The organism is Sediminivirga luteola (genome assembly GCF_014639315.1).
Lineage (GTDB): Bacteria > Actinomycetota > Actinomycetes > Actinomycetales > Brevibacteriaceae > Sediminivirga > Sediminivirga luteola.
In genome coordinates, this window is sequence record NZ_BMFY01000004.1 from 97,787 (window position 1) to 123,703 (window position 25,917).

Below are 25,917 nucleotides of genomic sequence, written 5' to 3' on the forward strand. Positions count from 1 at the left end.
CCCGCGTCCCCAGTTCACCGGTACGAACGCACCCTGCGGCGTCCGGCATGAAGTCCCGCGTCTCAAGGAGGAGCGCATCATGACTCAGGAGAAATCCGCCAGCCCGCCACCGGCAGCCGAGGCCGGGATCGAATCGCCGCGCGGTTTCGGGCGGCTGCTCAAGCGGTCCGGGCCGGCGTTCCTCGCCGGCGGACTGAACATCGGCTCGGCAACCGTCACCAACAGCGTGCTGCTGGCCTCGGCAACCGGGTTCGTCTTCGGCTGGGTGTTCATCCCGGCGGTCCTGGCCACCTATGCCGCCACGCTGGTCTGCGTGCGGATCACGGCCGTGGCGCAGCGCGATCCCATCGACGCGATCCGCACCTTCGTCAACCCCGCCGTCGGCGTCATCAACGGCGTCGCGATCATCCTGGTGAACCTGGTGTTCTTCGCTGTGAACGCCGTGCTGGCCGGCGCCGCCCTGAACGCGTTGATCCCCGCCGTCCCCACGCGGCTGTGGGCCGGCATCGCGATCGTCATCACGGCTGTCCTGGCTCTGCTGCCGGGCCGCATCGGCGTGGTGTCCTCGATGCTCAAGTGGCTGATCATCGGACTCGCCTTGGCATATCTGGCCTCGCTGTTCGTCGTGCCGGTGGATTGGCTGGGCTTCCTCCAGCACACCTTCACGCCCACCCTCCCGACGTCACAGGCCGAAGTGCTGCTCTTCACCGCCGTGCTCGGGTCGGCCCTGGCCATCAATGTTCCCGTCGCCCAGGCCTATGCCAGTCGCGCCAGCGGCTACGGCCCGGCCACGCTGCGCCTCGCGCGCTTCGAGACCGGGGCCGCGAATCTCATCCTGTTCTTCGTCCAGATCGCGGTGCTCGCCGTTGTCGCTTCGACGCTGTTCCCCCAGGGGCTGGAAGTGACCTCGGCCCTGGCGGCGGCATCCGCGCTGGAGCCCATCGCCGGCCCCTTCGCCACCGCGCTGTTCGCTCTGGGCCTGCTGGGCGCGTGCATCTCCACCCTCATCGTCCAGACGCAAGTGACGGGCTACGTCACCGCTGATCTGCTGGGGTGGGACCGGGACCTCGGGTCGCGGCGCTTCAAGATCGTCCAGGTGGTCATGCTGGGCGCTGGACTGCTCATCCCGCTGCTGAACCTCGACCCGTTCTCGTGGACACCCTGGGGCGCCGCGTTCAACTCGACCTTCATGCCGATCGGCATCGCCACCTGGTGGTACCTGGCGAACAAGACATCCATCATGGGGCGGTACCGCGCCGGCGTGGGCCTGAACATCCTGATCGGCGTCGCCATGCTGATCGCCACCACCGCGGCGCTCAGGTTCTGGTACGTCACGCTGTTCGGCGGCTGAGGCGAGCCCGCCCCACCCGCTCTCCCCGGTCCTGCGCCCACCCCTCTCTCCCTGTTCCTGTCAGTCCCGTCCCATCGAAGGAGCCCTATGCGCATCGCGAACCTGCACGGCCGTCTCGTCCTCCTGACCACCTCCGGTGCACTGGATGTGCATGAGGCCAGCGAAGGCCGTTTTCCCAGCGACCCTCAGGAGGTCTATACCGACTGGGAGGCGTTCCGCTCGTGGGCACGAAATCAAGACCCCGCTCCCCCGGCCGAGACGTCCCCGGAGGAATACGGTCTTCCCGTCCCGGCGCCGCGGCAGATCTTCGCCATCGGGCTGAACTACATCGACCACGCGATGGAGTCGGGAGTGGAGCCGCCGGAGGTGCCGCCGGTGTTCACCAAGTTCGCCTCCAGCCTGACCGGGCCGTCTGGTGAGATCGTGCTGCCGGGCGAGACGGTGGACTGGGAGGTCGAGCTGGTCGCGGTGATCGGCCGCGGCGGGCGTGGGATTCCCGCCGGGCAGGCATGGGAGCACATCGCCGGGCTGGCGGTGGGGCAGGACCTCTCCGAGCGGACCGTGCAGCTGCGCCCGCCGTCCCCGCAGTTCAGCCTGGGCAAGTCCTATGCGGGCTTCGGTCCGGTCGGGCCGGTCGTGGTGAGCCCGGACGAGTTCGCCGATCCCGACGACCTCGAGGTCGTATGCCGGGTCAACGGCGAGGTCGTGCAGCACGCACGGACGTCGTCGATGATCTTCAGCATTCCCCAGCTCGTGGAGCACCTGTCCGGGGTGGCCGAGCTGCTGCCGGGGGACATCATCTTTACCGGCACACCGGCGGGCGTGGGCCTGGGTTGCACGCCTCCGTCGTACCTGCGTGCCGGGGACGTGCTCGAGACACGGATCGCCGGGATCGGTACGATGCGGCACACCATGGTGCGAGGCGCAGCGGGATGACCCACCTGCCGAACGCCTGGGACAACGGCCGCGACCCCGGACTGGCCGGTGCCGGGATGATGGTCTACGCGATGGACATCGCTGCCGAGGACGTCGCACTCTTCGAGCAGTGGTACACGCACGAGCATCTGCCCGAACGCGTGGGAATCCCCGGGTTCCGGCGCGGTCGCCGCTACACCCGGCAACCCGGTTCTTCCGGTCAGGAGCACCTGACGATCTACGAGACCGCGGATGCCACAGTGTTCGCCTCGCAACCGTACCTGGACCGGCTCGATGCGCCGACGCCGCTCACGCAGCAGGTGGTGCCGAGGTTCGTCAACGGACGGCGGGTCGTCGTCGAGGTGGTCTACTCACACGGGGGGATCGCCGGCCGGGAACTGACCCTCGCGCGCTTCTCCCCCGCTTCCGAGGCCACCACCGGGGCTGCGGAGGTCTGGAATGGCACGGTGAGGGACGCGCTGCGGGACGATCCTGGGATCTTGGGCATCCACATCGCGCGGCCGGATCCGGCGGCGACCCAGGCCAAGGCCGCCACATCCGAGGGCCGGGGCGCATCGGAGGCGGCTCCGGAGGACGCCTGGCTGCTGCTCGTCGAGGGAACCGCGGGGACCACAGCGGCGGCGCAGCGCTTGACCGCGAGTCCGGCAGTCGAGGCGGTCACCGAGATCAGCACCTACGACCTGCTCATGACGCTGCTGCCGCAGAGCTGACCGCCCCGTATGGGGGGAAGTCCCTGGTGCGCGGGGCCTGCGTCCGATGAGCGGGGCCGGGCCGCCGCGTATCGTGGGGTCATGGACGTCGTTCTCCCGGGGCCACGGCGATGATCGAGCATCTTCTCGTCAACGTCCTCCTGGTCGTGCTGTTCGTGCTGATCGGCGGGGTGTTCGCCGCCACCGAGATGGCGCTGGTGACGCTCCGGGACAGCCAGGTCGATGCGCTCGCCACGCGCGGCAAGCGCGGGTCGAAGGTCGCGACGCTGGCGCGCAGCCCCAATACGTTCCTCTCGGCGGTGCAGATCGGCGTGACCGTCGCCGGGTTCTTCTCCGCCGCCTATGGCGCCTCGTCGATCGCGCCGTCGGTCGCGCCGGTCCTGATGCGGGCAGGTGTGCCGGAGACCGTGGCGGGCACCGCCGCGACCATCGTGCTGACCCTGCTGATCGCGTATCTGTCCCTGGTGCTGGGTGAACTCGTGCCCAAGCGGCTGGCGATCCAGCGCAATGCCGCGTTCGCCTACGCCGTGGCGCCCGTCCTTGGCGGGTTCGCCACGCTGATGCGGCCGGTGATCTGGCTGCTGTCCGTCTCCACCGACGCCGTGGTGCGGCTGCTCGGTGGCGACCCGGACACCAAGGCGCAGGGCATGACGCACGACGAGCTCCGCTCCATCGTCTCCACCCACGAGGGGCTGCCGGAGGACGAGCGGCGGATGCTCGGCGATGTGCTGACCATCCGCGACCGGCAGCTCTCGGAGGTGATGACTCCGCGGCCAGATGTGATCGCGCTGGAAAGCGGGCAGAGCATCGCCCAGGCGCTCGCCCAGGTCGAGGGCATGCCGTATTCGCGCTATCCGGTGACCGAGGCCTCCATCGACGACATCATCGGCTTCGTCCACGTCCGGGACCTGCTGGAACAGGCCATCGCCGATGATTCCCGGCCGTTGTCGTCGGCGGTACGCGACCTCCCGTACTTCCCGGCCTCCGCCCGGGTGCTCCCGACGTTGACGGCGATGCGGGCGGCCAACCGGCACATCGCGGTCGTCATCGACGAGTACGGCGGCACCGACGGCATCGTCACGATGGAGGATCTGATCGAGGAGGTCGTCGGGGAGATCTTCGACGAGTACGACACGGAGGTCCAGCCGCACACCACCGCGGAAGGCGACGATATCGTCGACGCCCGGCTCAACCTGCAGGACTTCGCCGAGGCCACCGGCATCGAGCTCGAACGCGGCACCTACGACACCGTGGCCGGTTACGTGACGGCACGGCTAGGACGGCTCGCCCGGGTCGGTGACGCCGTGGACGTCGGCGAGGCCACCTTGAAGGTCACCACCGTCGACCACCGCCGCATCGCCGAGGTCGCCGTCATCCGGCACGGCGGGCCGCAGACCACCACGTAGGACCGGCCCCGGACCATCGGCTGGAGAATCGTCGTGCTAGTTGTGGGCAGACAGTGTGGTGCCGCATGAAGCTACGCTGTGCTGCATGGATACGATCACGCATCGTGACCTTAGCGACCGCTGCGTTGAGGTGCTGCGACGGGTCGAAGCAGGAGAATCGCTGCAGGTGACCGACAACAACCGCCCGGTGGCCAGGATTGCACCGGTCGGTGGGACTGTTCTTCACGATCTCATCGCTCGCGGTCAGGCGAGGCCCGCGCGCTCAGGCCTGGCCGCATTGCGCTCGCTCCGGCGGGCTCAGGCGGACCGCACGACCGCCACGATCATCGAGGACGCCCGCGGCCAGTGGTGACCACCGTATAGCTCGACACGGAGTCCGCGCTACACGGGTTGCCGGGATCCGGGTGAACGCACCCACGTAGCGCCGAACGCGCCAGACTCAGCGGACAATGTCCACCAAGCCCAGGCGGGCGGCACGGATCAGCACCTGCATCCGACTGCGCTCCGCAAGAGGAGCAAGCGCTCCCTGCGGCTCGTACGCACGTAGCCGGACACTGCTCCGCACTCAATAGACGAAAGTCGATCAGCAAAGATACTTTCGTCGATGCGCGGCCCTCGACCGAGTCGTAACCTGGGCGCAGAGGCGAAGCCGGACAGCGACAGATCACCGGCATTATTGCGGCTGAAAGTGCTGTATTCAACGAACAAGCTCAGCATGATGACTCTGCACGCGACTCCTGCGACCCTCTCATTCAAGTGACACCAAACTGCAAAGGAACAGGACTCATCAAAGGTGCAGCATCTACGACTGGCGGTGATTCTCCTCGGGCTCCGCAGCGCTCGGTGCAGCCGCCCCGGTACTTACTGCGGCACCTGCCCTGACTGTTGACGAACCCACGTCAGGCAGGTCTTGCAACAGTCAGGTGGCGATTTCTTCTAGTACCAAAAGCAAAACAACTCACAGCATGAACAACGAAGAAATGGCGCAAGCTTTACAGGCGGGCGATATTCAACAACCCGCCGCCTCGATTCCCGTCGAAGTCGCTATCAGGTCACAATCTGGTCGCGATCCCCGGGTAACGAGCCGCAACTAACTCCTCAGGCCGCATTTTGGGGCGATCGCACCTACACGACCATAGAGAGAATGTGAGATCAATATGAAGAGATTCGCACTGGCCGCTGCGGGGTGCTCACTCGCACTCCTCGGCGCCACTCCAGCTCAAGCCGCGGCTCCGGTCGGGGAATCCATCGACTACTCCATAAGCGTAGACGAGGTCGAATCGTTCCTTCTCGAACAGGGCGTCGAGCAGGACGTCGTGGATGACCTTGTCGAATCCGTCGAGGACGGCGACCCCATTGGAAGCCTCGCTGGGCTCGATCCTATCGATGAGACTACTACACGTAAAAACGATCTCGTCATCACCACGGAAACCTTCGAGGATGGCTCGGTTGAAGTCACGACCTTAGAGCAACCAATCCTCGAAGAAAACGACGATTCAGCCGAGCCCCCTGCACCTTCAGTCGCAAATAAACACGACCACTGGGCAGTCGGTGCGAGCTTTTCTCCGGCTAACCACCCTGGCGCGTTCGAAGCAAGTACAGTCGGCAGCATCAAGGATTGCAAGGTCTCCAGCGGCAGTGGGTTCAAGTCCTACAAAAACTGTGTAGTTCAGCGGAACTCCGCCACTGCAAACATATCATTCCGCGCCTCTTACACAATAGTAAACAAGGGCAATGACTACATCTCCACGATCGGGCAGGCAGGGCACCGCTGCTTCGCCGCATCTTGCAGCAACGTGAAATCCCGCATCATCAAGAAGAACGAGTCGAGCACCGGGAAGGCAGTCGCGCGCGCGTCGATGGATGTTACCCTGGCGGGTGGCATCGCATCCAGGAGCTTCTGGGTACAGCTGGAAGTAGGCGGCAACAAGGCCGTCGCGAGGAATGGTGGGTGACTGTGCGTAAAGTTCACGCCAGCGAAATATCCGACAGCGACCCGGGCTTCCCTCCAATTGCGGACATCGCCTTTTGGGGGATGGGCTTTATCGCAATTGTTTTGATGATTGCGATGATTGCCGTTGTTGTAAAGTCAGGGGCTTCGCCGCTTGAAAAGATTCTACTAACGGCACTCGTCCTCCTCGCTCCTGTTTTGGGAAGTATCATTGCCGCTGCTATACTGATATCGCGAAGGGGATCGAGAACGCTTACCTAAGGCGAACTCCGCCAAGATGCGTCGGTTAGCAAAGAAACGCATCAGCCAAGCTAAATTCTTCAATCCCACTGAGGAATAGAGAAGGTAGCAGTACCCACTAACGCTGGCCTGGTGGGTACTGCTACCTTTTGCTCCTCGCACAACCTGAGCCGGAGCCGGCAACATCGCCACGTCCACCCAGGTGACAACCCAACTGACTACCTTTCCTCAGGCTTGGTGCCCAAAAACCGGGGTCAAGGCCCATAGGACGCACGTCACGCCTGCGTTCCGTAAGAGGAGCATGCGCTCCCCGCGACTCGTACGCACGTAGCCGGACACTGCTCCGCACTCAATAGACGAAAGTCGATCAGCAAAGATACTTTCGTCGATGCGCGGCCCTCGACCGAGTCCTAACCTGGGCGCAGAGGCGAAGCCGGACAACGACAGATCGTCCGCGCCATCGCGGCCGGAAGCGACTCCAACTGGAAGAGCTGTATCAAACGATCACGAGCGGCGCGACAGCTTTTCAGTGACCCCTGCAGCCTTCTGATTTCAGTGACACCCGCTCCTGACCCTGGAGATTCCATGGCTCCTCCGTTTCTCGCGTTCGCACCTCCGGCACCTGCCCTCGCAGTGTCCGGGATACTGCTGCTCGGCCTTTCCGCGTGCACCGCGGAGGGGACCATCGCGGGCGACTGGACCGAACCGGAATGGATGGTGAACCAGGCCGCCGACCGGGAGAACTTCGTCCTCGAACTCCAGGCATGCATGGACGGGCTCGGCTGGGACAGAGAGGTCGACGAATACGGTGGTTCTCCCGACCCGTTCTTCGACACTGAAGAAATGAGTCGATTCGATTCCGACAAGGACGCCTGCCTCATTCAGATGGGAATCGATCTCGAAGCGGTCAGATCTGGTCCCACAGTTGAGTCCCTCAGCACTCGGTACGCGCAGGAACTCGACGTTCGCGAATGCCTGATCGCACAGGGTATCGAGATGGAATCCGAACCCCCGTCGGAAGACGAGTTCATCGAAGAAGGGCTCTCCTCCGATGACAGCGGCGAGGCCTGGTGGGCCTACGGCGACCCCGCAGTGATCGCAGCAGGCCCGGAACGGAACGCGGAACTCCTCACCGTGTGCCCCGAGCCCTGGGTGTTCGGCGCGGAATGAAGAACAGCAGCCCGGTGCCCGGCACTGACCGTTTCCGCACCGTTCTGCGGCTAGCCGGCGGCATAGGGGTGGTTGTGCTGGCTGTGGGCGCGGGTGTTGCCGCCGGATGGGCCGCTTTCGCGCCACCGCGTGTGGAGATGAACCTCGTCGACGCCCCCGTCTACACGGTGATCGAGGACGAGGTCGGCCGCTCGACCACGTATACCGCGACCGCCCAGTGGTCGGGCACCCCCATCGCGGCCGGTGCCGCCGAAGGCACTGTCACCTCCGTCGATGTCCCCGCCGATGGGTCCGTGGATGCCGGCGACGTGATCTATACAGTCGGGCTCCGGCCCGTGATAGTCGGAGAAGGCGCCGTCCCGTCCTTCCGTGACCTCTCGGAGGACGACGAGGGCCCGGATGTCGCCCAGCTGCAAGGAGTTCTGGCAGCGGCAGGATACTTTCGCGTCGCCCCCGACGGGGAGTTCGGACCACTCACCGTGGCCGCGGTGAAAGCCTGGCAGAAAGGTCTCGGAATCGAAGCCGATGGAATCGTCCGGGCAGGCGACATCGTTTATGTACCGGCGCTGCCCGCACGCATGACCGTGACCGACGACATCGTCCCCGGTGCCGTTCTCACCCCGGGCGTCGTCACCGCATCCGTGCTGGCAGAAGCCCCCGAGGTGGAACTCGCCATCGGTGACGGTGCGACACCGCCACCCCTGGACACACCCGTGATCATCGAGGCAGGACCCGGCACCGAGTGGAGGGGAACCGTCACCGAGTACCGCATGGACCCGGAGCTGGCCCAGCCTGAAGCCGCAATCGTCAAAGGTCCCGATGACACAGCTGTATGCGGCGACACATGTGACACGGTGCCCGTCAACGGCGCGTCCTACACCGCACGCGTGCAACTCGTGGAAGCCCGCACGGGTCCCGTCGTGCCGCTCTCGGCGATCGGCACCGGCCCGGACGGTGGCTCCTTCGTGCTCATGGCCGATGAGTCAGAGCGTGCTGTCGAGGTCCTCGTGGTCGATGGGTCCCGCGCAGTGGTGAACGGCGTGGAGGCAGGCGACGAGGTGCGCCTGTTCGCCACCGGCCCGGCTACGGAGACCGGTTCGGGCGAACCGGCTGAGACCCCCGCCGATGACGGCTGATCCCGCGGGAGCCGGTCTGCTGGCAGAATCGCTCACCTTCTCCTACCGACGTGGCGCGGACGTGGTCCTGGACGCTATCACCCATGCCTTCCCGTCCGGTGGGCTCACCGTGGTGACCGGGCCTTCAGGAATCGGGAAGTCGACCCTCCTCTACGTTCTCGCCCAGCTATTGCGGCCGGTGTCCGGCAAGGTGCTGTGGAACGGGACCGACCTCACTGCTCGTTCCGACCGGGACCGGTCGAGATGGCGGGCTTCCACGGCATCCTTCGTGTTCCAGGACGCCATGCTGGACTTGTCCCGGACGGTGCTGGACAACGTATGCGAAGGCGCCGTGTATGCGGGCCTTCCCCGCGCCGAGGCACGTGAGCGGGGTATGGATCTGCTGGCTCGTTTCGGTGTGGACCACCGCGCCAGGCACCGGCCCGGCGAGATATCCGGGGGTCAGGCGCAACGCGTGGGCCTGTGCCGTGCACTCCTCACGGAACCGCGTGTGGTCTTCGGCGATGAACCCACCGGCAATCTGGATCATGATTCCCGCGACCTCGTCTGGGAGGCCCTCATGGACCATGCCGCCGCAGGTGCCGCGGTCGTCGTCGCCACCCACGACGAGACGCTGGCAGCGGCCGCGGATCATCGTCTGGTACTCAATCCGGCGACCGCCGCGGTACCGCGCGGCAAAGAGGACGCGCCATGAAGGCGTTGTTCGCCGAGGCGCTGCGGAGCACCCTGGCCCGTCCTGTGAGCACCGGCATCTGCGGCCTCGTCGTGGCTGCCGTATGCCTGTTGTCGTTCCTCGTCATGGGCAGGACTGCGGCCACGGAAGCACAGATCGCCCGGACATTCGACTCTGCCGGGACCCGATCCCTCGTCGTCACGGACCAGACCGGGAACGCCGCGATCGCGGATTCTGCCGTTGCGGTGATCGGTGCGCTGGAGGGTGTGGACAACGTATTCGGAGTAGGACCGGCAGTGACAGTCTGGAATCCGGTAACAGGCCCGGTGACTGGGCAGGTGACGAGTTCCCGGCCTCTGATCGGCGGGCTCCCGGAATCCGCGGTCATCACGTCAGGTCGGGCACCCGAGCGTCCGTCCGAGGCCGTCATCGGGCACGAACACCTGGCGGACCTGTCGATGGACGTACCCTCGGGCACTGTGATCGGCGAGGGGACGAGCCTGGCGATCGTGGGGACGTTCTCCGCCGAGGGACCCTTGTCGGAGCTGGAGTCCACGGTGCTCCATATCCCCGCGGAGGGTGCGGTCGCGCCACTTCGGTACCTCTACGTGGAAACAGCCGAAGACGTGGATGTTCTGGCCTTGGCTGACACCGTCGAAGCAGCCGTGCCGGCCGCCGTCCCAGCGGACCTCGATGTGAGCGTTCCAGCGGCAGCGATCACCCTGCGGGACACCGTCACCGGTTCGCTGGGTGCGTCGTCCCGCCATCTCATGATGCTGATTCTTGGCGGCGGCACCATCCTCGTGGCCCTCACGATGATCGCTGCGGTCTCGGCCAGGCGGCGTGACTTCGGGCGACTGCGCGCACTGGGTGCCACGCGGTTGAACATCCTCGCCCACGTGCTGGTGCAGGCGCTGGTGGCGGGCGTCACGGGTCTGGTTGCCGGTGGAGCCGCGGGACTGATGCTTGCCTGGATGCTCTCTGGCGGCCTGCCGTCCCTGCGGTTCGCCCTGGGATTATCGGGGCTGATCCTTTACTCCGCGATCCTCGGTGCCCTGCCACCGGGGATCCTCGCGGCACTACGCGACCCGGTCCGGATCCTCCGGGTTCCCTGAGGCGGGAAAAGTCAGCGGACGATATCCACCAAGCCGAGGCGGGCGGCGTGGATCAGCACCTGGACCCGGTCCCGCACCTGCCACTTGGCCATGATCTTGCCCAGATTGGCCTTCACGGTGGCCTCCGCCAGGCCCAGGTCGGCGCCGATCTCCGCGTTCGACTTCCCTTGAGCGAGCAGGTCGACGATGGCCTGCTCACGGTCGTTGAGCCGCTCGTGCGCGGCCACTCGCGTCATCACGCGCTTCCGCGAAGTAGCGCGGACCGCTTCGATGAGGTCCCGTGCCACCCCGCGGGAGAACGCCCCGGCACCGGCGTGGATGTCACGGACCCCGTCGACGAACTCCTCGGGCTCGGCGTCCTTGACCAGGTAGCCGGATGCACCGGCCCGCAGGGCCGGCACCAGGTACTGCTCCGATGAGAAGGTCGTTACCGCGAGCACGCGGGTCTCCGGGAACTCTTCGGTGATCTGGCGCGTCGCCTCCACGCCGTCCATCACCGGCATCTGCATGTCCATGAGTACGACATCGGGCCGCAGAGTGCGCACCTGGGTGAGTGCCACGGCGCCGTCGCCGGCCTCCCCCACGACCGTCATGTCGTCGGCCCGGTCGACGAAGATGCGCATCGCCTCACGCATGAGCGGCTGATCGTCCGCCACCAGCACTTTGATCATGCTCGCATCCTATGCAGGGCCGCTTGCGAAGTCGTATCCAAAGGTCTATCGAAGCGTAGACCTTCGTCGATGCATTGTCGCGTCCTGAGCCGCACCGTCGTCTTCGGAGCACGCATTCGCGCGCCCCGTACAGACGATCAAGGAGGGCTTCTCATGGCTCGCACGTTCGCAGGAAAACGTCGTAGTCGATTGCGCGCGGCTGTAGCACTGGGGGCGGTCGCTCTCACCGTCGGCCTAGCCAACAGTGCGGCGCCTTCTGTCGCCCACTCTGCAGCAGCGCCGGGCACCGCCGGCGTGGCGCAGAGTTCCCAAGAACTCGTGGTTCCCTTAAGCCTCTGGTGCAGAGTGACCCGGCTCTGCTGACCCTCACCCCGGCATCGTTTCAGGCGCACCACCGTCGCTCGTTGGAGCAATAATTGCTGGCATGACACTCGTCAACCGCAGAGCGCCCGTCCCGAGGTTTTTCTCCACCACTTCGTTCTCCACTCGGGGCCGGGTGCTCTTCGGAAGCGTCGCCGGGTTCGCGTTCGTAGTCGAGCTAACGGCGACGCTGCTGAGAATCGACGGGAGCTCTTTCCTGGGCGTGATCGAGACTGCGGTGATCGCAGCGACTCTCATCGTGACAGCGTGGCAGCCAAGCATGGGCGGCATGCTGGTAATGCTCGCTGCTTTCTCGGCGTTCTGGTGGACAGATGCTGACGTGTTCAACCTCGCGATAGCTCCGGCTGCCGCGCTCGTCGCGCGTGCAAGTCGCCTACCCCTGGCCGTGCTGTTCGGAGCAACGGTGGTCGCATGGGCAACAGTCTTGTCCAACACTCAACAACATATGTGGTTCGACGGCGTAGGGGCAGCGACTTTGGCCGCGATCGGTGCGGCAGTGGGGGTCGCCTTCCGCATTGCCGCAGCCCGAACCGAGAAACTGCATGACCAGATCGCTGAGCACCAGCAAGAGCGCCAACGTGCGGTCACCTTCGAGCGCAAGCAGATTGCGCGCGAGCTGCACGACGTCGTCGCCCACGGCCTGACCGTGATCGCCATGCAGGCGCGGGTCCTCGACACCGCGCAAGCCCCCGCCGCGCGGGAACGCGCCCAGCTGGCCATCGGGGATGCGTCGCGCCAGGCCCTCGCCGACCTGCGCCGCATGCTCGTGACCCTGCGGGACGATATGCCGGAAGCCAGCATGGAGCCAGATGAAGCATCGGGCACCCTGGCGCAGCGTATCGACGACTTCGCGCATCGCCTGGAAACAGCTGGGGCACACGTGGACACGGCGGTCACCGACGGGATAGACCTGCCTCGCTCGAAGGAACTGACGGCGATCCGGGTGGCGCAAGAGGCGACGACGAACATCCTCAAGCACGCACCCGGCTGCCAGCACGTCACGTTCGAGGTCGCCCATGCTGACGAGGGTGTGGAGATCGTCATCACGAACTCCGCTCCCCCGCCGAACACCGAACTGCCGCCGGCATCTGGATTCGGCCTCGTCGGGCTGCGTGAACGGCTCGATCTGTTCAGCGGCACCCTTGAAGCAGGCCCGCACGAGGACGGCTGGCGGGTGCGGGCCTGGCTGCCCGGAGACGAACGGTGAGGTGGACGAGCGCGCGGTCTCGGTAACACTTCCCTCGGTGCACGGCGAACGTTCCGGACGGTGCTCGGATTGATAGAGGACCGCGACAGGGGATGAAACCACAAGACCACGTATCGACCAAAGTCTCGAGGATCAGCCGACTTTCGTCGATGCGTTAGCGGGACAGAGCGTGCCAGTGTGAGCCAGGACGTATGCCCTCAGGAACAGAAGGACTATGCATTCAGCATCTGCGATCCTGTGCTCGGTCGTGATCGGAGTCGCGCTCCTGTGCATCTCGCTCGTCTCAGGATTGACAGTCGCGGAGTCGACCGCGAACGCGGCTCTCGGACTGCTGGCAAGCCTGCTCGCCTTCTCATTCCTGCGCGACCGGTAACCGCACATGCCCAGGACGGTTGAAGGAGCCTTTTCGATGAACAACGACGGCAGACTGGCGATGACCCTCTCGGTGCTCTTCGCCGTATCGCTTGCCACGTTCGTCCTCACCGGCACGATCTCCGGGTACGAACGCGACGAGAACATCTACGGCAGCGCGGTTCAGACGATCTTCCCCGTGGCGGGCCTCGCAGCACTGGTGTCCGGGGTCGCCGCTGTCACGTTCGGCATTCGCGCACTATGGTCCCCGCAGGACCGATAAGCCGGCTGCGACCGTTACGGGCGGGCGCGGCCCTGCTGCACGCAGCCCGAAGAAGCCTCCCGCGCCGCTCACTGCGTCTGCTTTGGGTGCGATGTGTGCACCTGTTCCAGGTAGACCACGTTCCCGTTCACATAGAACCAGATTCGCGCATCGCCTTTGAGCGTGGGTTTATGCTGCCACCGCTCATGCTCGCGGCCCGAGCGCAGCACCGTCCCTCATGCCCCTTTGAGCCGGTAGTTCGTCGGCGTCGTTTCCAAGGGCGTCCTGGTCAGGAAATCCCAGCTGTCGGCAAGAGGACCGCGAATCGTGGCAACAAGATCTCTCCAACCCCTTCTGGCCCCGGGCCGTGACCCACACCTGAACGCCCCCTGTGCGCCCCGTCACACGATCCTGTACTAGGATCGGGCGCAATGCGAAAGCACCGGCAACGCAGGAACCGTCTCGCCAGGACGCTCGTCGCGGCGGCCTCGGCGGTTTCGCTGAGCCTGCTCGCCGGCTGCGTGGGCGAGGGCGTGGACCTCGGCCCCGCCTCCTCCGACCGGCTAGTGCGGGCCGCCATCGGCGGCGCGCCGGATCAGCTCGACCCGCATCAGACCTCCTCGTACTTCTCCTTCCAGGTGCTGGAGAACGTCTACGACACCCTCGTCGAACCCGATGAGAACCTTCAGATGCAGCCCGCGCTCGCCGAATCCTGGGACATCAGCGAGGACCAGCTGACCTGGACGTTCCACCTGCGCGAGGGCGTCACCTTTCACGACGGCAGCGACTTCACCGCCGAGGACGTCGTCTACTCCTACACCCGCATCATCGACGAGGAACTCGCCAACGCCTGGCGCCTGGCCACCGTCGAGGAGGTCACCGCCACGGGTGAGTACACCGTCGAGATCGGCGTCAGCCAGCCCACCCCGAACCTGCTGACCGCCATCGGCGGCTTCAAGGGCATGGCCATCGTCAGTGAGGACAACGCCGAAAGCGGTGACATCGCCCAGCATCCCATCGGCACCGGCCCCTTCAGCTTCCGCGACTCCCGCGACGGGGACTACATCTGGCTGGAATCCAATCCGGACTACTGGGGCGGCGCACCGGCCGTGGACGGCGTGCAGTTCAGCTACATCTCCGAGCCCACCACCGCCATCGCAGCGCTGCGCTCCGGAGAGGTGGACTGGACCGACTCGGTGCCGCCGCAACAGGTCGAAGCGCTCTCCCGCGACCAGGCCATCGCCCTCGACACCCTGGTGAGCACCGACTACTGGTACCTGGCGATGAACCAGGACCGCGAACCCTGGAGCGACGAACGCGTCCGCCAGGCGGTCGCCTACGCCGTGGACCGAGACTCGATCGCCCAGGTGGTCGGCTACGGCACCGCGGTGGTCAATCAGCTCGCCATCCCGGAGACCAGCCCCTGGTACGCGGCCTACGACCGGTACTCCCTCGACCCCGGCCAGGCGCAAGAACTCATGGACGAGGCCGGCGTCAGCGAGGCCAGCATGGACCTGATGGTCTCCACCGACTACCCGGAGACCGTCACCGCCGCACAGGTCATCGCGGACAACCTCGCCGCGATCGGCATCGACGTGTCCATCCGCACCCTGGACATGGCCACCTGGCTGGACGACCAGGACCAGGGCGAATTCGACGCGCTCATCATGGGCTGGCTGGGGAACCTCGACCCGGACGACTACTACTACGCCCAGCACCACAGCGAAGGCCCCTCCAACGCGCAGGGCTACGCCAACCCGGACGTCGACGAGCTGCTGGACGCCGGCCGGCAGGAACTCGACGAGGACCGTCGCCGGGAGCTCTACGCCGAGGCCGCCACCCTCATCGCCGACGATGTCAGCTACCTCTACCTCTACAACCCCTCCGTCATCCAGGCGCACGCCCAGCGGCTGACCGGTTACGAGATGCGCTCGGACCGTGCCGTGCGCTTCCGCGACGTGAACCTGGAGGAGGACGCATGAGCGCCGCGCCGCAGAACGCCGCACCGGCTTCGCAGACCGCCTCCTCGAAGGTCCTCTCCTCCCCCGTCCTGCGGTTCCTGGCCCGCCGGCTGCTTTACACCGCGGTCGTCCTGCTGGGCGTCATGGTGGTGGTGTTCGCCCTCGTGCAGCTCGTTCCCGGCGATCCCATCCGCATCGCCCTGGGCACCCGCTACACGCCCGAGACCTACGCCGCCCTCCAGGCCGCCTCCGGACTGGACCGGCCACTGCCGGTGCAGTTCTTCTCCTACATCGGCTCAGCGCTCACGGGCGATCTGGGCGTGAGCTTCCGCAACGGCGCGCCGGTCACGCTGCTCCTGCTCGAACGGCTCCCGGCCACCTTGACGCTGGCGCTGGGCGGACTCGTCGTGGCGCTGCTGATCGCCATCCCGCTGGGCACCCTCGCGGCCCTGAAGGAGGGCGGCTGGGCCGATGGCGTCGTGCGGGTGCTCAGCCAGATCGGCGTGAGCGTCCCGGACTTCTGGATGGGCATGCTGCTGATCACGCTGTTCTCCACCGTGCTGGGCTGGCTGCCGTCGGCCGGCTACACCCCGTTCACGCAGGACCCGGCCGGCTGGCTCTCGCATCTACTGTTGCCGGCCGTCACCGTGGGCCTGGTCTCCGGGGCCATCATGACCCGGTATGTGCGTGCCGCCGTCCTGGACGTCGCCCATGCCGGCGTCATCCGCACCGCCCGCTCCAAGGGCCTGCGCCGGGCCGTCGTGCTCGGCCGTCACCTGGGACGCAACGCCCTGGTCCCGGTGCTCACCATCGCCGGCATCCAGCTGGCGACGCTGCTGGGCGGGGTGATCGTGGTGGAGGTGGTCTTCGCCTGGCCGGGGCTGGGCCGGATGATGTTCGACGCGGTCTCCTCCCGGGACTACCCCGTCATCCAGGGCGCTGTGCTGCTGATCGCGGTGATCTTCCTGCTCATCAACCTGATCGTCGATCTGCTCTACGCCATCGTCGACCCGAGGATCCGGCTGGCATGAACGCACACCCGACCACCGCCACAGAACAGGAGGGACGCCGATGAGTCAGCTCGCCCCCGGTGCCGGCGCCGCCTCCGGGCCCGCGCCTGAGACCGGGACTCCCGGCTCCCGCCGCGCCTCGGCGTGGCGGCTGCTGCTGTCCAGCCCCACCGGCGCGGCCGGGCTCGTGGTGCTCGCGGTCCTCATCCTGGCCGCCGTGACCGCCAGATGGCTGGCGCCCTACGGGCCCAATGACATCGACGTCCCCAATGCCCTGGCCCCGCCCAGCGGACGCAACTGGCTCGGCACGGACGAGCTGGGCCGGGACGTGTTCTCCCGGGTGCTGCTGGCGGCTGAAGTCTCCCTGCAGGTGGCGCTCGTGAGCGTCGCCATCGCCCTCGTGGTGGGCGTGACCTTCGGAGTGATCGCCGGGTATGCCGGCGGCTGGCTGGACCTGGTGGTGATGCGCAGCGCCGATGTCCTCTTCGCCTTCCCCATCCTGCTGCTGGCCCTGGCCATCGTCGCGATCCAGGGGCCGGCGATCTCCTCGGTGATGATCGCCATCGGCGTCGTCTACACCCCGATCTTCGCCCGGGTCGCCAGAGCCAGCACCCTCTCGCTGCGGCAGGAGCCCTACGTCCAGGCCGCCCGCACGATGGGCGTGCCCACCTGGCAGATCCTGCTGCGGCACATCCTGCCGGGCATCAGCGGGCCGGTGACGGTGCAGACCTCGATCTCCCTGGCGTTCGCGATCCTCTCCGAGGCGGCGCTGTCCTTCTTAGGTCTGGGCGTGCAGCCGCCCAATCCCTCCTGGGGCCGGATGCTGTTCGACGCGCAGGGCTTCCTCGCCTCCGCCTGGTGGATGGCGGTGTTCCCGGGACTGGCGATCCTGGTGACGGTGCTGGCGTTCAACCTCGTGGGCGACGCCGTCCGCGATGTGCTCGACCCGCGTCAGCGCAGCATGATCGAGAGCCGGAGGAAGCGATGAGCGCGCAAGGCCCCGTGCGGCCAGGCGCGCCCCTGCTGGAGGTCCGCGACCTGCACGTGACTCTGAGCGGGAAGAAGATCATCGACGGCGTGAGCCTCTCGGTCGAACGCGGCCGGTCGCTCGGCATCGTCGGGGAGTCCGGCTCCGGTAAGTCCGTCACAGTGCTCTCGGCGACGGGCCTGCTGGATGCGCCCCGCACCGAGATCAGCGGAACGGCCGCCGTGGACGGGAGGCCGGTCATCGGCGCCTCCCCTCAGGCCTTGCGGCAGCTGCACGGGCCCTCGGTCGGTTTCGTCTTCCAGGACCCCGCCACCAGCCTGAACCCTCTCCTGACCCTGGAACGGCAGCTGACCGAGGGGCCGCAGACCCATCTGGGCCTGACCCGGCGGCAGGCACGCAGCCGTGCCCTGGAACTGCTCGATGCCGTGGGCCTGCCGGATCCGGAGTCCCGGCTGGAGGCGTACCCGCATCAGCTCTCCGGCGGGCAGAAGCAGCGCGTGATGATCGCGGTGGCACTCGCCTGCGATCCGGCGCTGCTGGTGGCGGACGAGCCCACCACGGCACTCGACGTGACCACGCAGGCGCAGATCCTGCAGCTGGTGAACGACCTCAAGCGGGACCGGGACATGTCGGTGGTGTGGATCAGCCACGACCTGGGCGTGATCGGGCAGATCGCCGATGACGTCGCGGTGCTCTACCAGGGTCAGGTGGTGGAGCATGCGCCGGTGAAGGACATCTTCGACGCCCCGCAGCACGACTACACCCGGACCCTGCTGGCCGCCCGTCCCCGGCTCGGCGCCGCCCGGGACCTGGCGGCGGCACCGGCCGGCGACGACGCCCCGCTGCTGCAGATCAGCGATATGACGGTGGACTTCGAGCTGCGCACCAGCACCGGCAAGAAGACGGTCCGCGCCAACGAGGACGTCACGCTGCATGTGCGCCGTGGTGAGACGCTGGGCATCGTGGGCGAGTCCGGTTCGGGCAAGTCGACGATCGCCAATGTGCTCACCGGCCTGGTGACGCCGGTCTCCGGTGAGGTGCTGCTGGAGGGTGAGGACATCATCGGCGTGAAGGGACGTACCGCCAGGGAGGTCAGGCGAAGGATCGCGATGGTCTTCCAGGACCCCTATGCCGCGCTGAACCCCAGGAGGTCGGTGGCGGCATCGCTGGCCGAGGCGCTCGGCGCGGCGGGGTGGCGCGGGTCCGTCCGGCGTGGCGTTGCCTCCCGTGACGGTAACCGTTCCCGGGAAGGCAGCGCAGCGTCGATGCGGGACCGCGGGGCGGAGCTGCTGGAGTCGGTGAATCTGGACGGCTCGTTCCTGGACCGGTACCCGCACGAACTCTCCGGCGGCCAGCGGCAGCGGGTGTGCATCGCCCGGGCGCTGGCGCTCGATCCGGAGGTGCTGATCCTGGACGAGTCCACCGCCTCCCTGGACGTGTCGATCCAGTCGCAGGTGATCGAGTTGCTGCGCCGGCTGCAGGCCGAGCACGGCTTCGCCTATCTGTTCATCGCGCACGACCTGGCGGTGGTGGAGCAGATGAGCCACCGGATCGCCGTGATGAAGGACGGCCGCGTGGTGGAGGAGAACGAGGCCACCGAGCTCTACCGCGCCCCGCGCCAGCAGTACACCAGAGACCTCATCGCCGCCATCCCGCCCGAACGGCCGTCGTGAAACCTGGCACCTGTGCCACCGGTCCCCCAACGCCCCCCGAACACCACCAGTGCGAGGCGCGGCCGATCCGGAAAACACGACCGTGTTGTCAGAACAGCATCGTCGTGCCGAAACACCACCATCTACGGTGTAGTTCTGGCACTACGGTCGTGTCCTGTGACGCCGCTGGTGTGGCGCGGCACTGGGAGCGTACGGCGGTGCTACGCACCAGCGCATGATCGTCAATGTAGGGTTGCGCCATGATGATTCCCGCGGCCGCCGGCCCCCCGGCCTCACGCGGCGCCGCACGCGACCGCGTCACCCTGCTCGGCGGCGTGTTCCTCATGGCGCCGACGGCCGCGGATGTCTTCGCGATCTTCTCACCGCTGGAGTGGGTGATCGCCGGCACTCTTCCTGTTGTCCTGCTGGTGGCGGTCCTGGCACGGGCGCTCGTCCTGGCGGGAACCGTACTGCTTCTGGTCCGGCGCGGACCGGGGGCGCCTGGGCCGGTGTTGAAAGCAGCTGTGGTGACCGGTGCCCTCGCGCATCTTGTCTTCACGATCCTGGTGACCCAGTCCGCGAACCCGATCGGTGAAGTCCTGCTGATGATGACGACCGCCGCGTACCTGTTCATCCTCGGTCTCGTCGTGCTGCTGCGCGGTCTTCTGCCCGCCAGGTGACCGGAACGGCAACGGGAGACCGGCGGCTGCGGCGGCCGATCTCATGCCGCGCTACGTTGCGCGGCATAGTGGCTGTATGGACTTCGAACATTCCGTGGCGTTCAGGCTCAACCGCAGATGACCGCGAGCGCGCCCTACACCATTCGCCCGCCCGGGCGTTCTACACCCGCAACGGGGTCCGTCCCGATGGCGGGTGGCGCGAGGATCCTGACATCGAAGGACTGGCAGAGATCCGGATGCGCCGCTGAACCACTTCGTCAGGCGCTGGCGGTTCCCTGACAAGCGAAGCCGCAGGCGCTCACGAGCGGCGCCGGCGCGGGGCCGGGGCGTCCAGCTGGAAGTCCGGCCAGGGCTGCGGCAGCAGCTCGTCCATCGAGACGTCCAGAGCCTGGGCGATCGCCATCACGTGATTCAGGCTCGGATTGGCGGGCACACCCGGCGAGGTGGCGCCGCGTTCGAGCCGCTGCAGCGATGCACGGCTGATGCCGATCGCCGCGGCGACGTCCTCCTGCGAGGCGCCCCGGCGCGCACGCGCTTCGTGGATCGCGCGGCCCAGCCGCTCCATGTACTCTGCCCAGTCCTGCTGCGCTGTCGTCATGCAAGCACCCTACCGGCATGCAAGCACCCTACGGCGCGGCTTCGAGAGCCGACAACACACCGCCCGGCGAACTGGGGAACGTGGCCACACGCGCCGCGTCCTTGCCATGCCCGAAGAATAGGCGCATCCAGGCACCCAGTTAGGCCTCTCGCGCCCCAGCGTGGCGTGAGCCGCATCCCGCGCCCGGCACGCCGTGCGCGATCAGGTCGCCGCGAGCCGGGCCTTCTCCGCCTCGATATCGTAATCGGCGGCCGGCCACTGCGGGTCGATGTCCTCCAGGGTCTCCAGCAGCAGCGCCTGCACGGCCAGCCGCGCGTACCATCGGCGGTCTGCGGGCACCACGAACCAGGGCGCAGCGGGAGTGGACGTCCGGGCGATGGCGACCTCATAGGCGCGTTGGTAGTCGTCCCACAGAAGCCGCTCGTCTACATCCGAGGGATGGTATTTCCAGTGCTTGTCGGGCCGTTCCAGCCTGTTCTGCAGCCGCTCGCGCTGATGTTCCGGAGAGATGTGCAGCATCACCTTCACAATCCGCGTGCCGCCCGCCGCCAGGCGCTCCTCGAACTCCCGGATGGCCCCGTAGCGCCGCTCGATCTCCTCCTCCGGCGCGAGCCGGCGTACCCGCCCGATCAGGACGTCTTCGTAATGCGAGCGATCGAACACGCCGATGCGCCCCGCCCCCGGGACACGGCGCTCCACGCGCCAGAGGAAATCGTGGGCGAGTTCCTCCTCGGTGGGTGCTTTGAACGCCGCCAGATCGACGCCCTGGGGATCCACCGCTCCGATCACATGGCGGACGATCCCGCCTTTGCCGGAGGTGTCCATGCCCTGCAACACCAGGAGCACCGCGTCCTCCGCGCCGCCGCCCTCAGCAGCCGCGTACAGGCGCTCCTGGTAGTCGCCGAGCTGCTCGGCACCGGCGAACAGGTCACGCCGGCCCTCCCTTTTGTTCCCGTCGTATCCGGGTGTCGACTCCGGATCGATATCGCCCAGCCGCACGTCCTCCCCGACGAGGAGTGAGGCGCGGGCATCGGCGATCCATCGGCGTTGGCTCATGGCGACCATGAGGCCATTCTGCCAAGACATCGCGGGTTTGGTGACCCTGGTCACCATCGTGCCTCCGCGCGCGCCCGGCTGGACCTCCCGTCGCATGGCGAAGCTGATCAACTTCTTCGCCGCGCCTCCGCGCGCGCCCGGGCTGGACCCTGTGACGCGCGGGCGTAGTTCATGCTCGGCTGAGGCGCCGATGCCGCGATGAAGGGCCGGAGTGCGCATCTGCGCCGGGGTGAGCATCTGCGCCGAGGTGCTGCGGCCTGCTGGTCCCGGCGAAGCGCACACCCCTGGTCCGCGCTCCCGGCCGCCGGTAACGTGGCAGGCGGATCATCCGGCGGCACAGGGGGTTTCTTCGCATGCGCACGATCGTGATCACCGGCGGTAGCGACGGGATCGGCGCCGCCGCGGCCGAGCAGCTCGCCGGCCCTGGCGTCCGCCTGGTCCTGGTGGGCCGTTCGCCCGAGAAGACCCGGGCCGTCGCCGGACGGGTCGGCGCCGAGTATCACCTTGCAGACTTCAGCCGGCTCGACGAGGTCCGCGCGCTGGCAGACGCCCTGTTGGAACAGTACCCGCGCATCGACGTCCTGGCGAACAACGCCGGCGGGATGTTCCCCGGCCCCGAGCGCACGCAGGACGGCTTCGAGAGGACCTTCCAGGTGAACCATCTGGCCCCGTATCTACTTACCCACCAGCTGATCGACCGGCTGTTGGAGAGCAACGCGACCGTGGTGAACACCGCCAGCATCGCCGCCCGGCTCTACTCGCGGCTGGACCTGGAGGATCTGGGCGCCTGGGGTTCCTTCACGCCCACCCGCGCCTACGGGAACGCCAAGCTCGCCAACATCCTCTTCACCAAGGGACTGCACGAGCGCTACCACGCCTCCGGACTGTCCGCGGTGGCGTTCCACCCCGGTGTCGTGGCGACGAGCTTCGCCGCCGGCGCGGACAACTACTTCCGGTGGCTCTATCACGGGGCGGCAGCACGGTTCCTGACCTCGCCAGCGCAGGGTGGTGCCACGCTGGCGCATTTCGTCACCGGGCAACCGGGCACCGACTGGGACTCCGGGGAGTTCTACGGCTCGAACCGCAAGCCCGCCCGCACCGACCGCTCCGCCTACGATCCGTGGGTCATCCACGAGCACTGGGAACGCAGCGCCCGCCTGCTCGGCGTGCGCTGGCCCTAAGTCCCGCTGCCCGTCGAGGCAGACCCGCGACGTCGTGAGCCGCGCCGGGCTCACGGGCATCGTGAGGCCCCGGCACCGCGCGGTGCGCTTGACTGATTCCGGGTGTGCGCACTGATTCCCGGTGAGCTCACGCGGAATTTGTGCATCACGCCCGAATCAACGCGGGTGCGCCGGGCGGGCGGCAACGCTCAGACGCGGGAGAAGCCGAGTTCGCGGCCGACGACATCGGCCAGGTACTGCGCCTTGTCCCGCGCGATCTCCTCGGTCTCGGCCTCGACCATCACGCGGATGAGCGGCTCGGTGCCGGAGGCCCGCAGCAGCACGCGCCCGGTCTCCCCCAGCTCGGTCTCCACCTCAGCGACCGCACCGACGATGACCGCCTCGCTCACCCGGTTCTTGTCCACATCGGGCACGTTGATGAGCACCTGCGGCAGCTTGGCGATCTCCGCGGCCAGATCCGCCAGGGTCCGGCGCGAGTCCACCATCCGCCCGAGCAGGTGCAGCGCCGTCTGCACCCCGTCGCCGGTGGTGCCGTGGTCCAGCATCAGCAGATGCCCGGACTGCTCGCCCCCGAGCACGTACCCGTGCTCTAGCATCTCCTCTAGCACGTAACGGTCGCCCACCGCGGTCTGCACCACGTCGATGCCGTAGCGCTGCATCGCCAGGCGCAGTCCAAGATTCGACATCACGGTCGTCACCAGCGTGTTCTTCGCCAGCTTCCCGGACTCCTTCAGGCCGATCGCGAGGATGCCCATGATCTGGTCCCCGTCGACCAGCCGGCCCTGCGAATCCACCGCCAGGCATCTGTCGGCGTCACCGTCGAAGGCGACCCCGGCATCGGCGGCGTGCTCCAGGACCGCGGCCTGCAGGGGCTGGGTGTGAGTGGAGCCGATGCCGTCGTTGATGTTGTGGCCGTTGGGCTCGGCGCCCATCACGATCACCTCGGCACCGGCCTGCCGCAGCGCCGCCGGGCCCACGATGCTCGCGGCGCCATGGGCGCAGTCCACCACCACGCGCAGACCCGCCAGCGGCCGGTCACCGCCGAGCTGCGCCACCAGATGCTCGGTGTACTGGTCCGTCGCGGCCGGATAGCGCACCACGCGGCCGACGTCGGCGCCGGTGGGGCGTTCCCAGTCGGTGCCGATGAGCGCCTCGATCTCGTCCTCGACGTGATCGGGCAGCTTGGTGCCGCCGCGGGCGAAGAACTTGATGCCGTTGTCCGGCATGGGATTGTGCGAGGCGGAGAGCATCACGCCCAGATCTGCGTCGCTGCGCTGCACCGCGTAGGCCAGGCCTGGCGTGGGGAGCACGCCGGCGTCATGCACCTCGACCCCGGCGGAGGCCAGGCCCGCGCACACTGCCGCGGCCAGGAAGTCACCCGAGATGCGGGTGTCCCTCCCGACGACCGCCACCGGCCTGCGCCCGCTGCTGCGGCCGCTGGCGCCGAGCACGCGCGCCGCCGCCACGGAGACGTCCAGCGCCAGTTCGACGGTCACGTCCTTGTTCGCCAGGCCCCGGACGCCGTCCGTGCCGAAGAGACGGGCCATATGAAAGTTCTCCTTCGATCCACACCGCGCACTCCGCGGCGTTCCTCGGCCACCGGACAGCTGGACTGTCCCCGGCACCTTGTCGGTGCGTGCCGGCGCGCGTCCGGCGGCCCGGTCGTGCAGGAGGGCGTGAATGTCGGTGCCCGGTCCTCACCGGGTCCTCGGCGGCGCCCTCCAGCCCCGCCGAGTACTGCTGTCCACTCTACGACGGCGCCGTTCCCGGACGGCGGTGCCGCGCGGCCACCCGAAGCGACGGCATTCACCTGCCGAAGGCGGCGCTGTTCCGGTCACCGGCCTCGCGCGGCCGTCCCCGGCAGCGCAGTGCCGCTCGGCTGCCTCATGCCACCGCTTCGGCAGACGCGACAGCCCGAATCGTCACGGCCGGGCCGTCACCTCACAAGCCCGGCACCCGTGCCAGCAACGTCCGGCCATCGCGGACCAGGGCTCCCTGCACGCGTCGCCGCACACCGGGACTCTCCCCATCACGGGGCGGACGATGGGTCCGGCACCGGAACGCCGATGGCCCCACCGGAACCGATGGGGCCATCCGCGTGCGGGAAGATCAGCGCTTGCTGTACTGCGGCGCCTTACGGGCCTTCTTGAGGCCGGCCTTCTTGCGCTCCTTGGCCCGCGGGTCACGGGTCAGGAAGCCGGCCTTCTTCAGCTCGGCGCGGTTGTTCTCCTGGTCGATCGCGTTGAGCGAACGCGCCACGCCCAGGCGCACGGCGCCGGCCTGGCCGGAGGGGCCGCCGCCTTCGAGGCGCACATGCACGTCGAAGCGGCCTTCCAGGTCGAGCAGGCGGAACGGCTCGTTGACCAGCTGCTGGTGCAGCTTGTTCGGGAAGTACGTCTCCAGGTCACGGCCGTTGATGGTCCACTGACCGCTGCCGGGCACCAGGCGCACGCGGGCGATGGCCTGCTTGCGGCGGCCCACAGCCTGACCGGGGGCGGTCAGCGACTGACCGCGACCACCGGTCGCGGCGCCCGCGCCTGCGGGGGTCTCAGTGCTGTAGGAACTCAGGTTCTCGACGTCGTCGACGTCGACCGGGGTGTTGGCGTTGTTCTCAGCCACGGTTCTCCTCTTGGTTTCTCACTCGCCGGGCTAGACGCTTACTGGGCGACCTGGCTGATGGTGTACGGCTGGGGGTTCTGGGCACCGTGCGGGTGCTCGGCGCCCGAGTAGACCTTGAGCTTCTTGATCTGCTGGCGGCCCAGGCGGTTCTTGGGGATCATGCCCCAGACGGCCTTCTCCACGGCGCGCTCCGGGTGCGTGGCCAGCAGCTCGGCGTAGCTGACGCTCTTGAGGCCGCCCGGGTAGCCGGAGTGGCGGTAGGCCTGCTTCTGCTGCAGCTTGGAGCCGGTCAGCGCGACCTTGTCCGCGTTGATGACGATCACGAAATCGCCGGAGTCCACGTTCGGCGCGAACGTGGTCTTGTGCTTGCCGCGCAGCAGGCGGGCGACCTGCGAGGCGAGGCGGCCCAGCACGACATCGGTCGCGTCGACGACGTGCCACTGGCGCTGGATGTCGCCGGGCTTGGGTGTGTACGTGCGCACAGTCTTCAGCCTTACTTCTCGTTGTTGATGACCCGGATCAGCACACTAGGCCCCGGAAAATCCTCGGGGCCTGAATCGCATCTCCATGAAGTTGTCTTTCGCGCGCCCTTTTCGCCTGAGCCGGTCCGCT

The 25,917-nt window shown here is 67.4% G+C and carries 25 protein-coding genes; 19 read left to right on the plus strand and 6 right to left on the minus strand.

What is annotated here, in order from left to right; translation table 11 throughout:
* The first annotated feature begins 79 nt into the window (after positions 1–79).
* From IEW13_RS05515 to IEW13_RS05560, 10 genes are all read left to right on the plus strand, one after another.
* Complete coding sequence (locus IEW13_RS05515; protein ID WP_188549941.1) at positions 80–1,351, plus strand: NRAMP family divalent metal transporter; 1,272 nt, start codon at positions 80–82, stop codon at positions 1,349–1,351.
* An 87-nt stretch (positions 1,352–1,438) separates the two neighbouring features.
* Positions 1,439–2,287: a fumarylacetoacetate hydrolase family protein gene (locus tag IEW13_RS05520; protein ID WP_188549942.1), complete on the plus strand. Its 849-nt coding sequence runs from the start codon at positions 1,439–1,441 to the stop codon at positions 2,285–2,287.
* On the plus strand, positions 2,284–2,997 hold the full coding sequence (locus IEW13_RS05525; RefSeq protein ID WP_188549943.1) for a hypothetical protein: 714 nt from the start codon (positions 2,284–2,286) through the stop codon (positions 2,995–2,997). The genes IEW13_RS05520 and IEW13_RS05525 overlap by 4 nt, the downstream gene beginning before the upstream one ends.
* Before the next feature lie 110 nt (positions 2,998–3,107).
* Positions 3,108–4,403 carry a hemolysin family protein gene (locus IEW13_RS05530; RefSeq protein WP_188549944.1) on the plus strand — a complete coding sequence of 432 codons (1,296 nt, stop codon included), beginning with the start codon at positions 3,108–3,110 and terminating at the stop codon, positions 4,401–4,403.
* Positions 4,404–4,488: 85 nt separating this feature from the next.
* The gene (locus IEW13_RS05535; protein ID WP_188549945.1) at positions 4,489–4,755 is read left to right on the plus strand and encodes a type II toxin-antitoxin system Phd/YefM family antitoxin; all 267 of its coding nucleotides are present in this window, start codon (positions 4,489–4,491) and stop codon (positions 4,753–4,755) included.
* A gap of 805 nt (positions 4,756–5,560) precedes the next feature.
* Positions 5,561–6,358, plus strand: a complete 798-nt coding sequence (locus IEW13_RS05540) for a DUF5626 family protein (protein ID WP_188549946.1) — start codon at positions 5,561–5,563, stop codon at positions 6,356–6,358.
* 821 nt (positions 6,359–7,179) lie between these two features.
* Positions 7,180–7,764, plus strand: coding sequence for a hypothetical protein (locus IEW13_RS05545; protein WP_188549947.1), 585 nt, complete (start codon positions 7,180–7,182; stop codon positions 7,762–7,764).
* A 137-nt stretch (positions 7,765–7,901) separates the two neighbouring features.
* Complete coding sequence (locus tag IEW13_RS05550) at positions 7,902–8,900, plus strand: peptidoglycan-binding domain-containing protein (RefSeq protein WP_188549948.1); 999 nt, start codon at positions 7,902–7,904, stop codon at positions 8,898–8,900.
* On the plus strand, positions 8,890–9,594 hold the full coding sequence (locus tag IEW13_RS05555) for an ABC transporter ATP-binding protein (protein ID WP_188549949.1): 705 nt from the start codon (positions 8,890–8,892) through the stop codon (positions 9,592–9,594). Before IEW13_RS05550 ends, IEW13_RS05555 begins: the two co-directional genes overlap by 11 nt.
* Positions 9,591–10,688, plus strand: coding sequence for an ABC transporter permease (locus tag IEW13_RS05560; protein ID WP_188549950.1), 1,098 nt, complete (start codon positions 9,591–9,593; stop codon positions 10,686–10,688). The genes IEW13_RS05555 and IEW13_RS05560 overlap by 4 nt, the downstream gene beginning before the upstream one ends.
* Before the next feature lie 11 nt (positions 10,689–10,699).
* On the opposite strand, the gene IEW13_RS05565 is transcribed toward IEW13_RS05560, so the two are convergent.
* Positions 10,700–11,359, minus strand: a complete 660-nt coding sequence (locus IEW13_RS05565) for a response regulator transcription factor (RefSeq protein WP_188549951.1) — start codon at positions 11,357–11,359, stop codon at positions 10,700–10,702.
* Positions 11,360–11,783: 424 nt separating this feature from the next.
* Here IEW13_RS05565 and IEW13_RS05570 point away from each other — a divergent pair, with 424 nt between their 5' ends.
* The 8 genes from IEW13_RS05570 (at position 11,784) to IEW13_RS05605 (ending at position 19,851) form a co-directional block, all read left to right on the plus strand.
* Positions 11,784–12,947, plus strand: a complete 1,164-nt coding sequence (locus tag IEW13_RS05570) for a sensor histidine kinase (RefSeq protein ID WP_188549952.1) — start codon at positions 11,784–11,786, stop codon at positions 12,945–12,947.
* Between the two features lie 214 nt (positions 12,948–13,161).
* The gene (locus IEW13_RS05575) at positions 13,162–13,320 is read left to right on the plus strand and encodes a hypothetical protein (protein ID WP_188549953.1); all 159 of its coding nucleotides are present in this window, start codon (positions 13,162–13,164) and stop codon (positions 13,318–13,320) included.
* A 36-nt stretch (positions 13,321–13,356) separates the two neighbouring features.
* Entirely contained in the window at positions 13,357–13,581 is a 225-nt protein-coding gene (locus tag IEW13_RS05580; protein ID WP_188549954.1) for a hypothetical protein, read from the plus strand.
* A 410-nt stretch (positions 13,582–13,991) separates the two neighbouring features.
* A complete protein-coding gene (locus tag IEW13_RS05585; RefSeq protein WP_188549955.1) occupies positions 13,992–15,542 on the plus strand; it encodes an ABC transporter substrate-binding protein in 1,551 nt (516 codons plus the stop codon).
* Positions 15,539–16,552: an ABC transporter permease gene (locus IEW13_RS05590; protein ID WP_188549956.1), complete on the plus strand. Its 1,014-nt coding sequence runs from the start codon at positions 15,539–15,541 to the stop codon at positions 16,550–16,552. The genes IEW13_RS05585 and IEW13_RS05590 overlap by 4 nt, the downstream gene beginning before the upstream one ends.
* 40 nt (positions 16,553–16,592) lie before the next feature.
* Positions 16,593–17,519 (plus strand): ABC transporter permease, encoded by a 927-nt coding sequence (locus IEW13_RS05595; RefSeq protein WP_188549957.1) that lies wholly within the window; start codon positions 16,593–16,595, stop codon positions 17,517–17,519.
* On the plus strand, positions 17,516–19,192 hold the full coding sequence (locus tag IEW13_RS05600) for a dipeptide ABC transporter ATP-binding protein (RefSeq protein ID WP_188549958.1): 1,677 nt from the start codon (positions 17,516–17,518) through the stop codon (positions 19,190–19,192). Before IEW13_RS05595 ends, IEW13_RS05600 begins: the two co-directional genes overlap by 4 nt.
* Positions 19,193–19,431: 239 nt before the next feature.
* The gene (locus IEW13_RS05605; protein ID WP_188549959.1) at positions 19,432–19,851 is read left to right on the plus strand and encodes a hypothetical protein; all 420 of its coding nucleotides are present in this window, start codon (positions 19,432–19,434) and stop codon (positions 19,849–19,851) included.
* Positions 19,852–20,149: 298 nt separating this feature from the next.
* Here IEW13_RS05605 and IEW13_RS05610 read toward each other — a convergent pair whose 3' ends face one another.
* The gene (locus IEW13_RS05610; protein ID WP_188549960.1) at positions 20,150–20,449 is read right to left on the minus strand and encodes a helix-turn-helix domain-containing protein; all 300 of its coding nucleotides are present in this window, start codon (positions 20,447–20,449) and stop codon (positions 20,150–20,152) included.
* A gap of 201 nt (positions 20,450–20,650) precedes the next feature.
* Positions 20,651–21,514 carry a PPK2 family polyphosphate kinase gene (locus IEW13_RS05615; RefSeq protein ID WP_188549961.1) on the minus strand — a complete coding sequence of 288 codons (864 nt, stop codon included), beginning with the start codon at positions 21,512–21,514 and terminating at the stop codon, positions 20,651–20,653.
* A 344-nt stretch (positions 21,515–21,858) separates the two neighbouring features.
* Between IEW13_RS05615 and IEW13_RS05620 the strand changes: the two genes are divergently transcribed.
* On the plus strand, positions 21,859–22,686 hold the full coding sequence (locus tag IEW13_RS05620; RefSeq protein WP_188549962.1) for an SDR family NAD(P)-dependent oxidoreductase: 828 nt from the start codon (positions 21,859–21,861) through the stop codon (positions 22,684–22,686).
* A 188-nt stretch (positions 22,687–22,874) separates the two neighbouring features.
* Here the strand turns inward: IEW13_RS05620 and glmM are convergent, their stop codons facing one another.
* The 3 genes from glmM to rplM all read right to left on the minus strand — a co-directional run bounded on the left by glmM (position 22,875) and on the right by rplM (position 25,787).
* Positions 22,875–24,233 carry a phosphoglucosamine mutase gene (gene glmM, locus IEW13_RS05625; RefSeq protein WP_188549963.1) on the minus strand — a complete coding sequence of 453 codons (1,359 nt, stop codon included), beginning with the start codon at positions 24,231–24,233 and terminating at the stop codon, positions 22,875–22,877.
* Positions 24,234–24,795: 562 nt separating this feature from the next.
* The gene (gene rpsI / locus IEW13_RS05630) at positions 24,796–25,305 is read right to left on the minus strand and encodes a 30S ribosomal protein S9 (protein WP_308420801.1); all 510 of its coding nucleotides are present in this window, start codon (positions 25,303–25,305) and stop codon (positions 24,796–24,798) included.
* A 38-nt stretch (positions 25,306–25,343) separates the two neighbouring features.
* On the minus strand, positions 25,344–25,787 hold the full coding sequence (gene rplM, locus IEW13_RS05635) for a 50S ribosomal protein L13 (RefSeq protein WP_188549964.1): 444 nt from the start codon (positions 25,785–25,787) through the stop codon (positions 25,344–25,346).
* Positions 25,788–25,917: the final 130 nt, after the last annotated feature.

Bases quoted from the DNA above. Each gene is read 5' to 3' on its own strand.
- IEW13_RS05545 (WP_188549947.1), top strand. From the start codon at position 7,180: ATGGCTCCTCCGTTTCTCGCGTTCGCACCTCCGGCACCTGCCCTCGCA.
- IEW13_RS05550 (WP_188549948.1), top strand. From the start codon at position 7,902: ATGAACCTCGTCGACGCCCCCGTCTACACGGTGATCGAGGACGAGGTC.
- IEW13_RS05605 (WP_188549959.1), top strand. From the start codon at position 19,432: ATGATGATTCCCGCGGCCGCCGGCCCCCCGGCCTCACGCGGCGCCGCA.
- IEW13_RS05515 (WP_188549941.1), top strand. From the start codon at position 80: ATGACTCAGGAGAAATCCGCCAGCCCGCCACCGGCAGCCGAGGCCGGG.
- IEW13_RS05610 (WP_188549960.1), bottom strand. From the start codon at position 20,449: ATGACGACAGCGCAGCAGGACTGGGCAGAGTACATGGAGCGGCTGGGC.
- IEW13_RS05560 (WP_188549950.1), top strand. From the start codon at position 9,591: ATGAAGGCGTTGTTCGCCGAGGCGCTGCGGAGCACCCTGGCCCGTCCT.
- IEW13_RS05530 (WP_188549944.1), top strand. From the start codon at position 3,108: ATGATCGAGCATCTTCTCGTCAACGTCCTCCTGGTCGTGCTGTTCGTG.
- IEW13_RS05575 (WP_188549953.1), top strand. From the start codon at position 13,162: ATGCATTCAGCATCTGCGATCCTGTGCTCGGTCGTGATCGGAGTCGCG.
- IEW13_RS05555 (WP_188549949.1), top strand. From the start codon at position 8,890: ATGACGGCTGATCCCGCGGGAGCCGGTCTGCTGGCAGAATCGCTCACC.
- IEW13_RS05620 (WP_188549962.1), top strand. From the start codon at position 21,859: ATGCGCACGATCGTGATCACCGGCGGTAGCGACGGGATCGGCGCCGCC.
- IEW13_RS05520 (WP_188549942.1), top strand. From the start codon at position 1,439: ATGCGCATCGCGAACCTGCACGGCCGTCTCGTCCTCCTGACCACCTCC.
- IEW13_RS05580 (WP_188549954.1), top strand. From the start codon at position 13,357: ATGAACAACGACGGCAGACTGGCGATGACCCTCTCGGTGCTCTTCGCC.
- IEW13_RS05525 (WP_188549943.1), top strand. From the start codon at position 2,284: ATGACCCACCTGCCGAACGCCTGGGACAACGGCCGCGACCCCGGACTG.
- IEW13_RS05540 (WP_188549946.1), top strand. From the start codon at position 5,561: ATGAAGAGATTCGCACTGGCCGCTGCGGGGTGCTCACTCGCACTCCTC.
- IEW13_RS05570 (WP_188549952.1), top strand. From the start codon at position 11,784: ATGACACTCGTCAACCGCAGAGCGCCCGTCCCGAGGTTTTTCTCCACC.
- glmM (WP_188549963.1), bottom strand. From the start codon at position 24,233: ATGGCCCGTCTCTTCGGCACGGACGGCGTCCGGGGCCTGGCGAACAAG.
- IEW13_RS05535 (WP_188549945.1), top strand. From the start codon at position 4,489: ATGGATACGATCACGCATCGTGACCTTAGCGACCGCTGCGTTGAGGTG.
- IEW13_RS05600 (WP_188549958.1), top strand. From the start codon at position 17,516: ATGAGCGCGCAAGGCCCCGTGCGGCCAGGCGCGCCCCTGCTGGAGGTC.
- IEW13_RS05615 (WP_188549961.1), bottom strand. From the start codon at position 21,514: ATGGTCGCCATGAGCCAACGCCGATGGATCGCCGATGCCCGCGCCTCA.
- IEW13_RS05595 (WP_188549957.1), top strand. From the start codon at position 16,593: ATGAGTCAGCTCGCCCCCGGTGCCGGCGCCGCCTCCGGGCCCGCGCCT.
- IEW13_RS05590 (WP_188549956.1), top strand. From the start codon at position 15,539: ATGAGCGCCGCGCCGCAGAACGCCGCACCGGCTTCGCAGACCGCCTCC.
- IEW13_RS05585 (WP_188549955.1), top strand. From the start codon at position 13,992: ATGCGAAAGCACCGGCAACGCAGGAACCGTCTCGCCAGGACGCTCGTC.
- IEW13_RS05565 (WP_188549951.1), bottom strand. From the start codon at position 11,359: ATGATCAAAGTGCTGGTGGCGGACGATCAGCCGCTCATGCGTGAGGCG.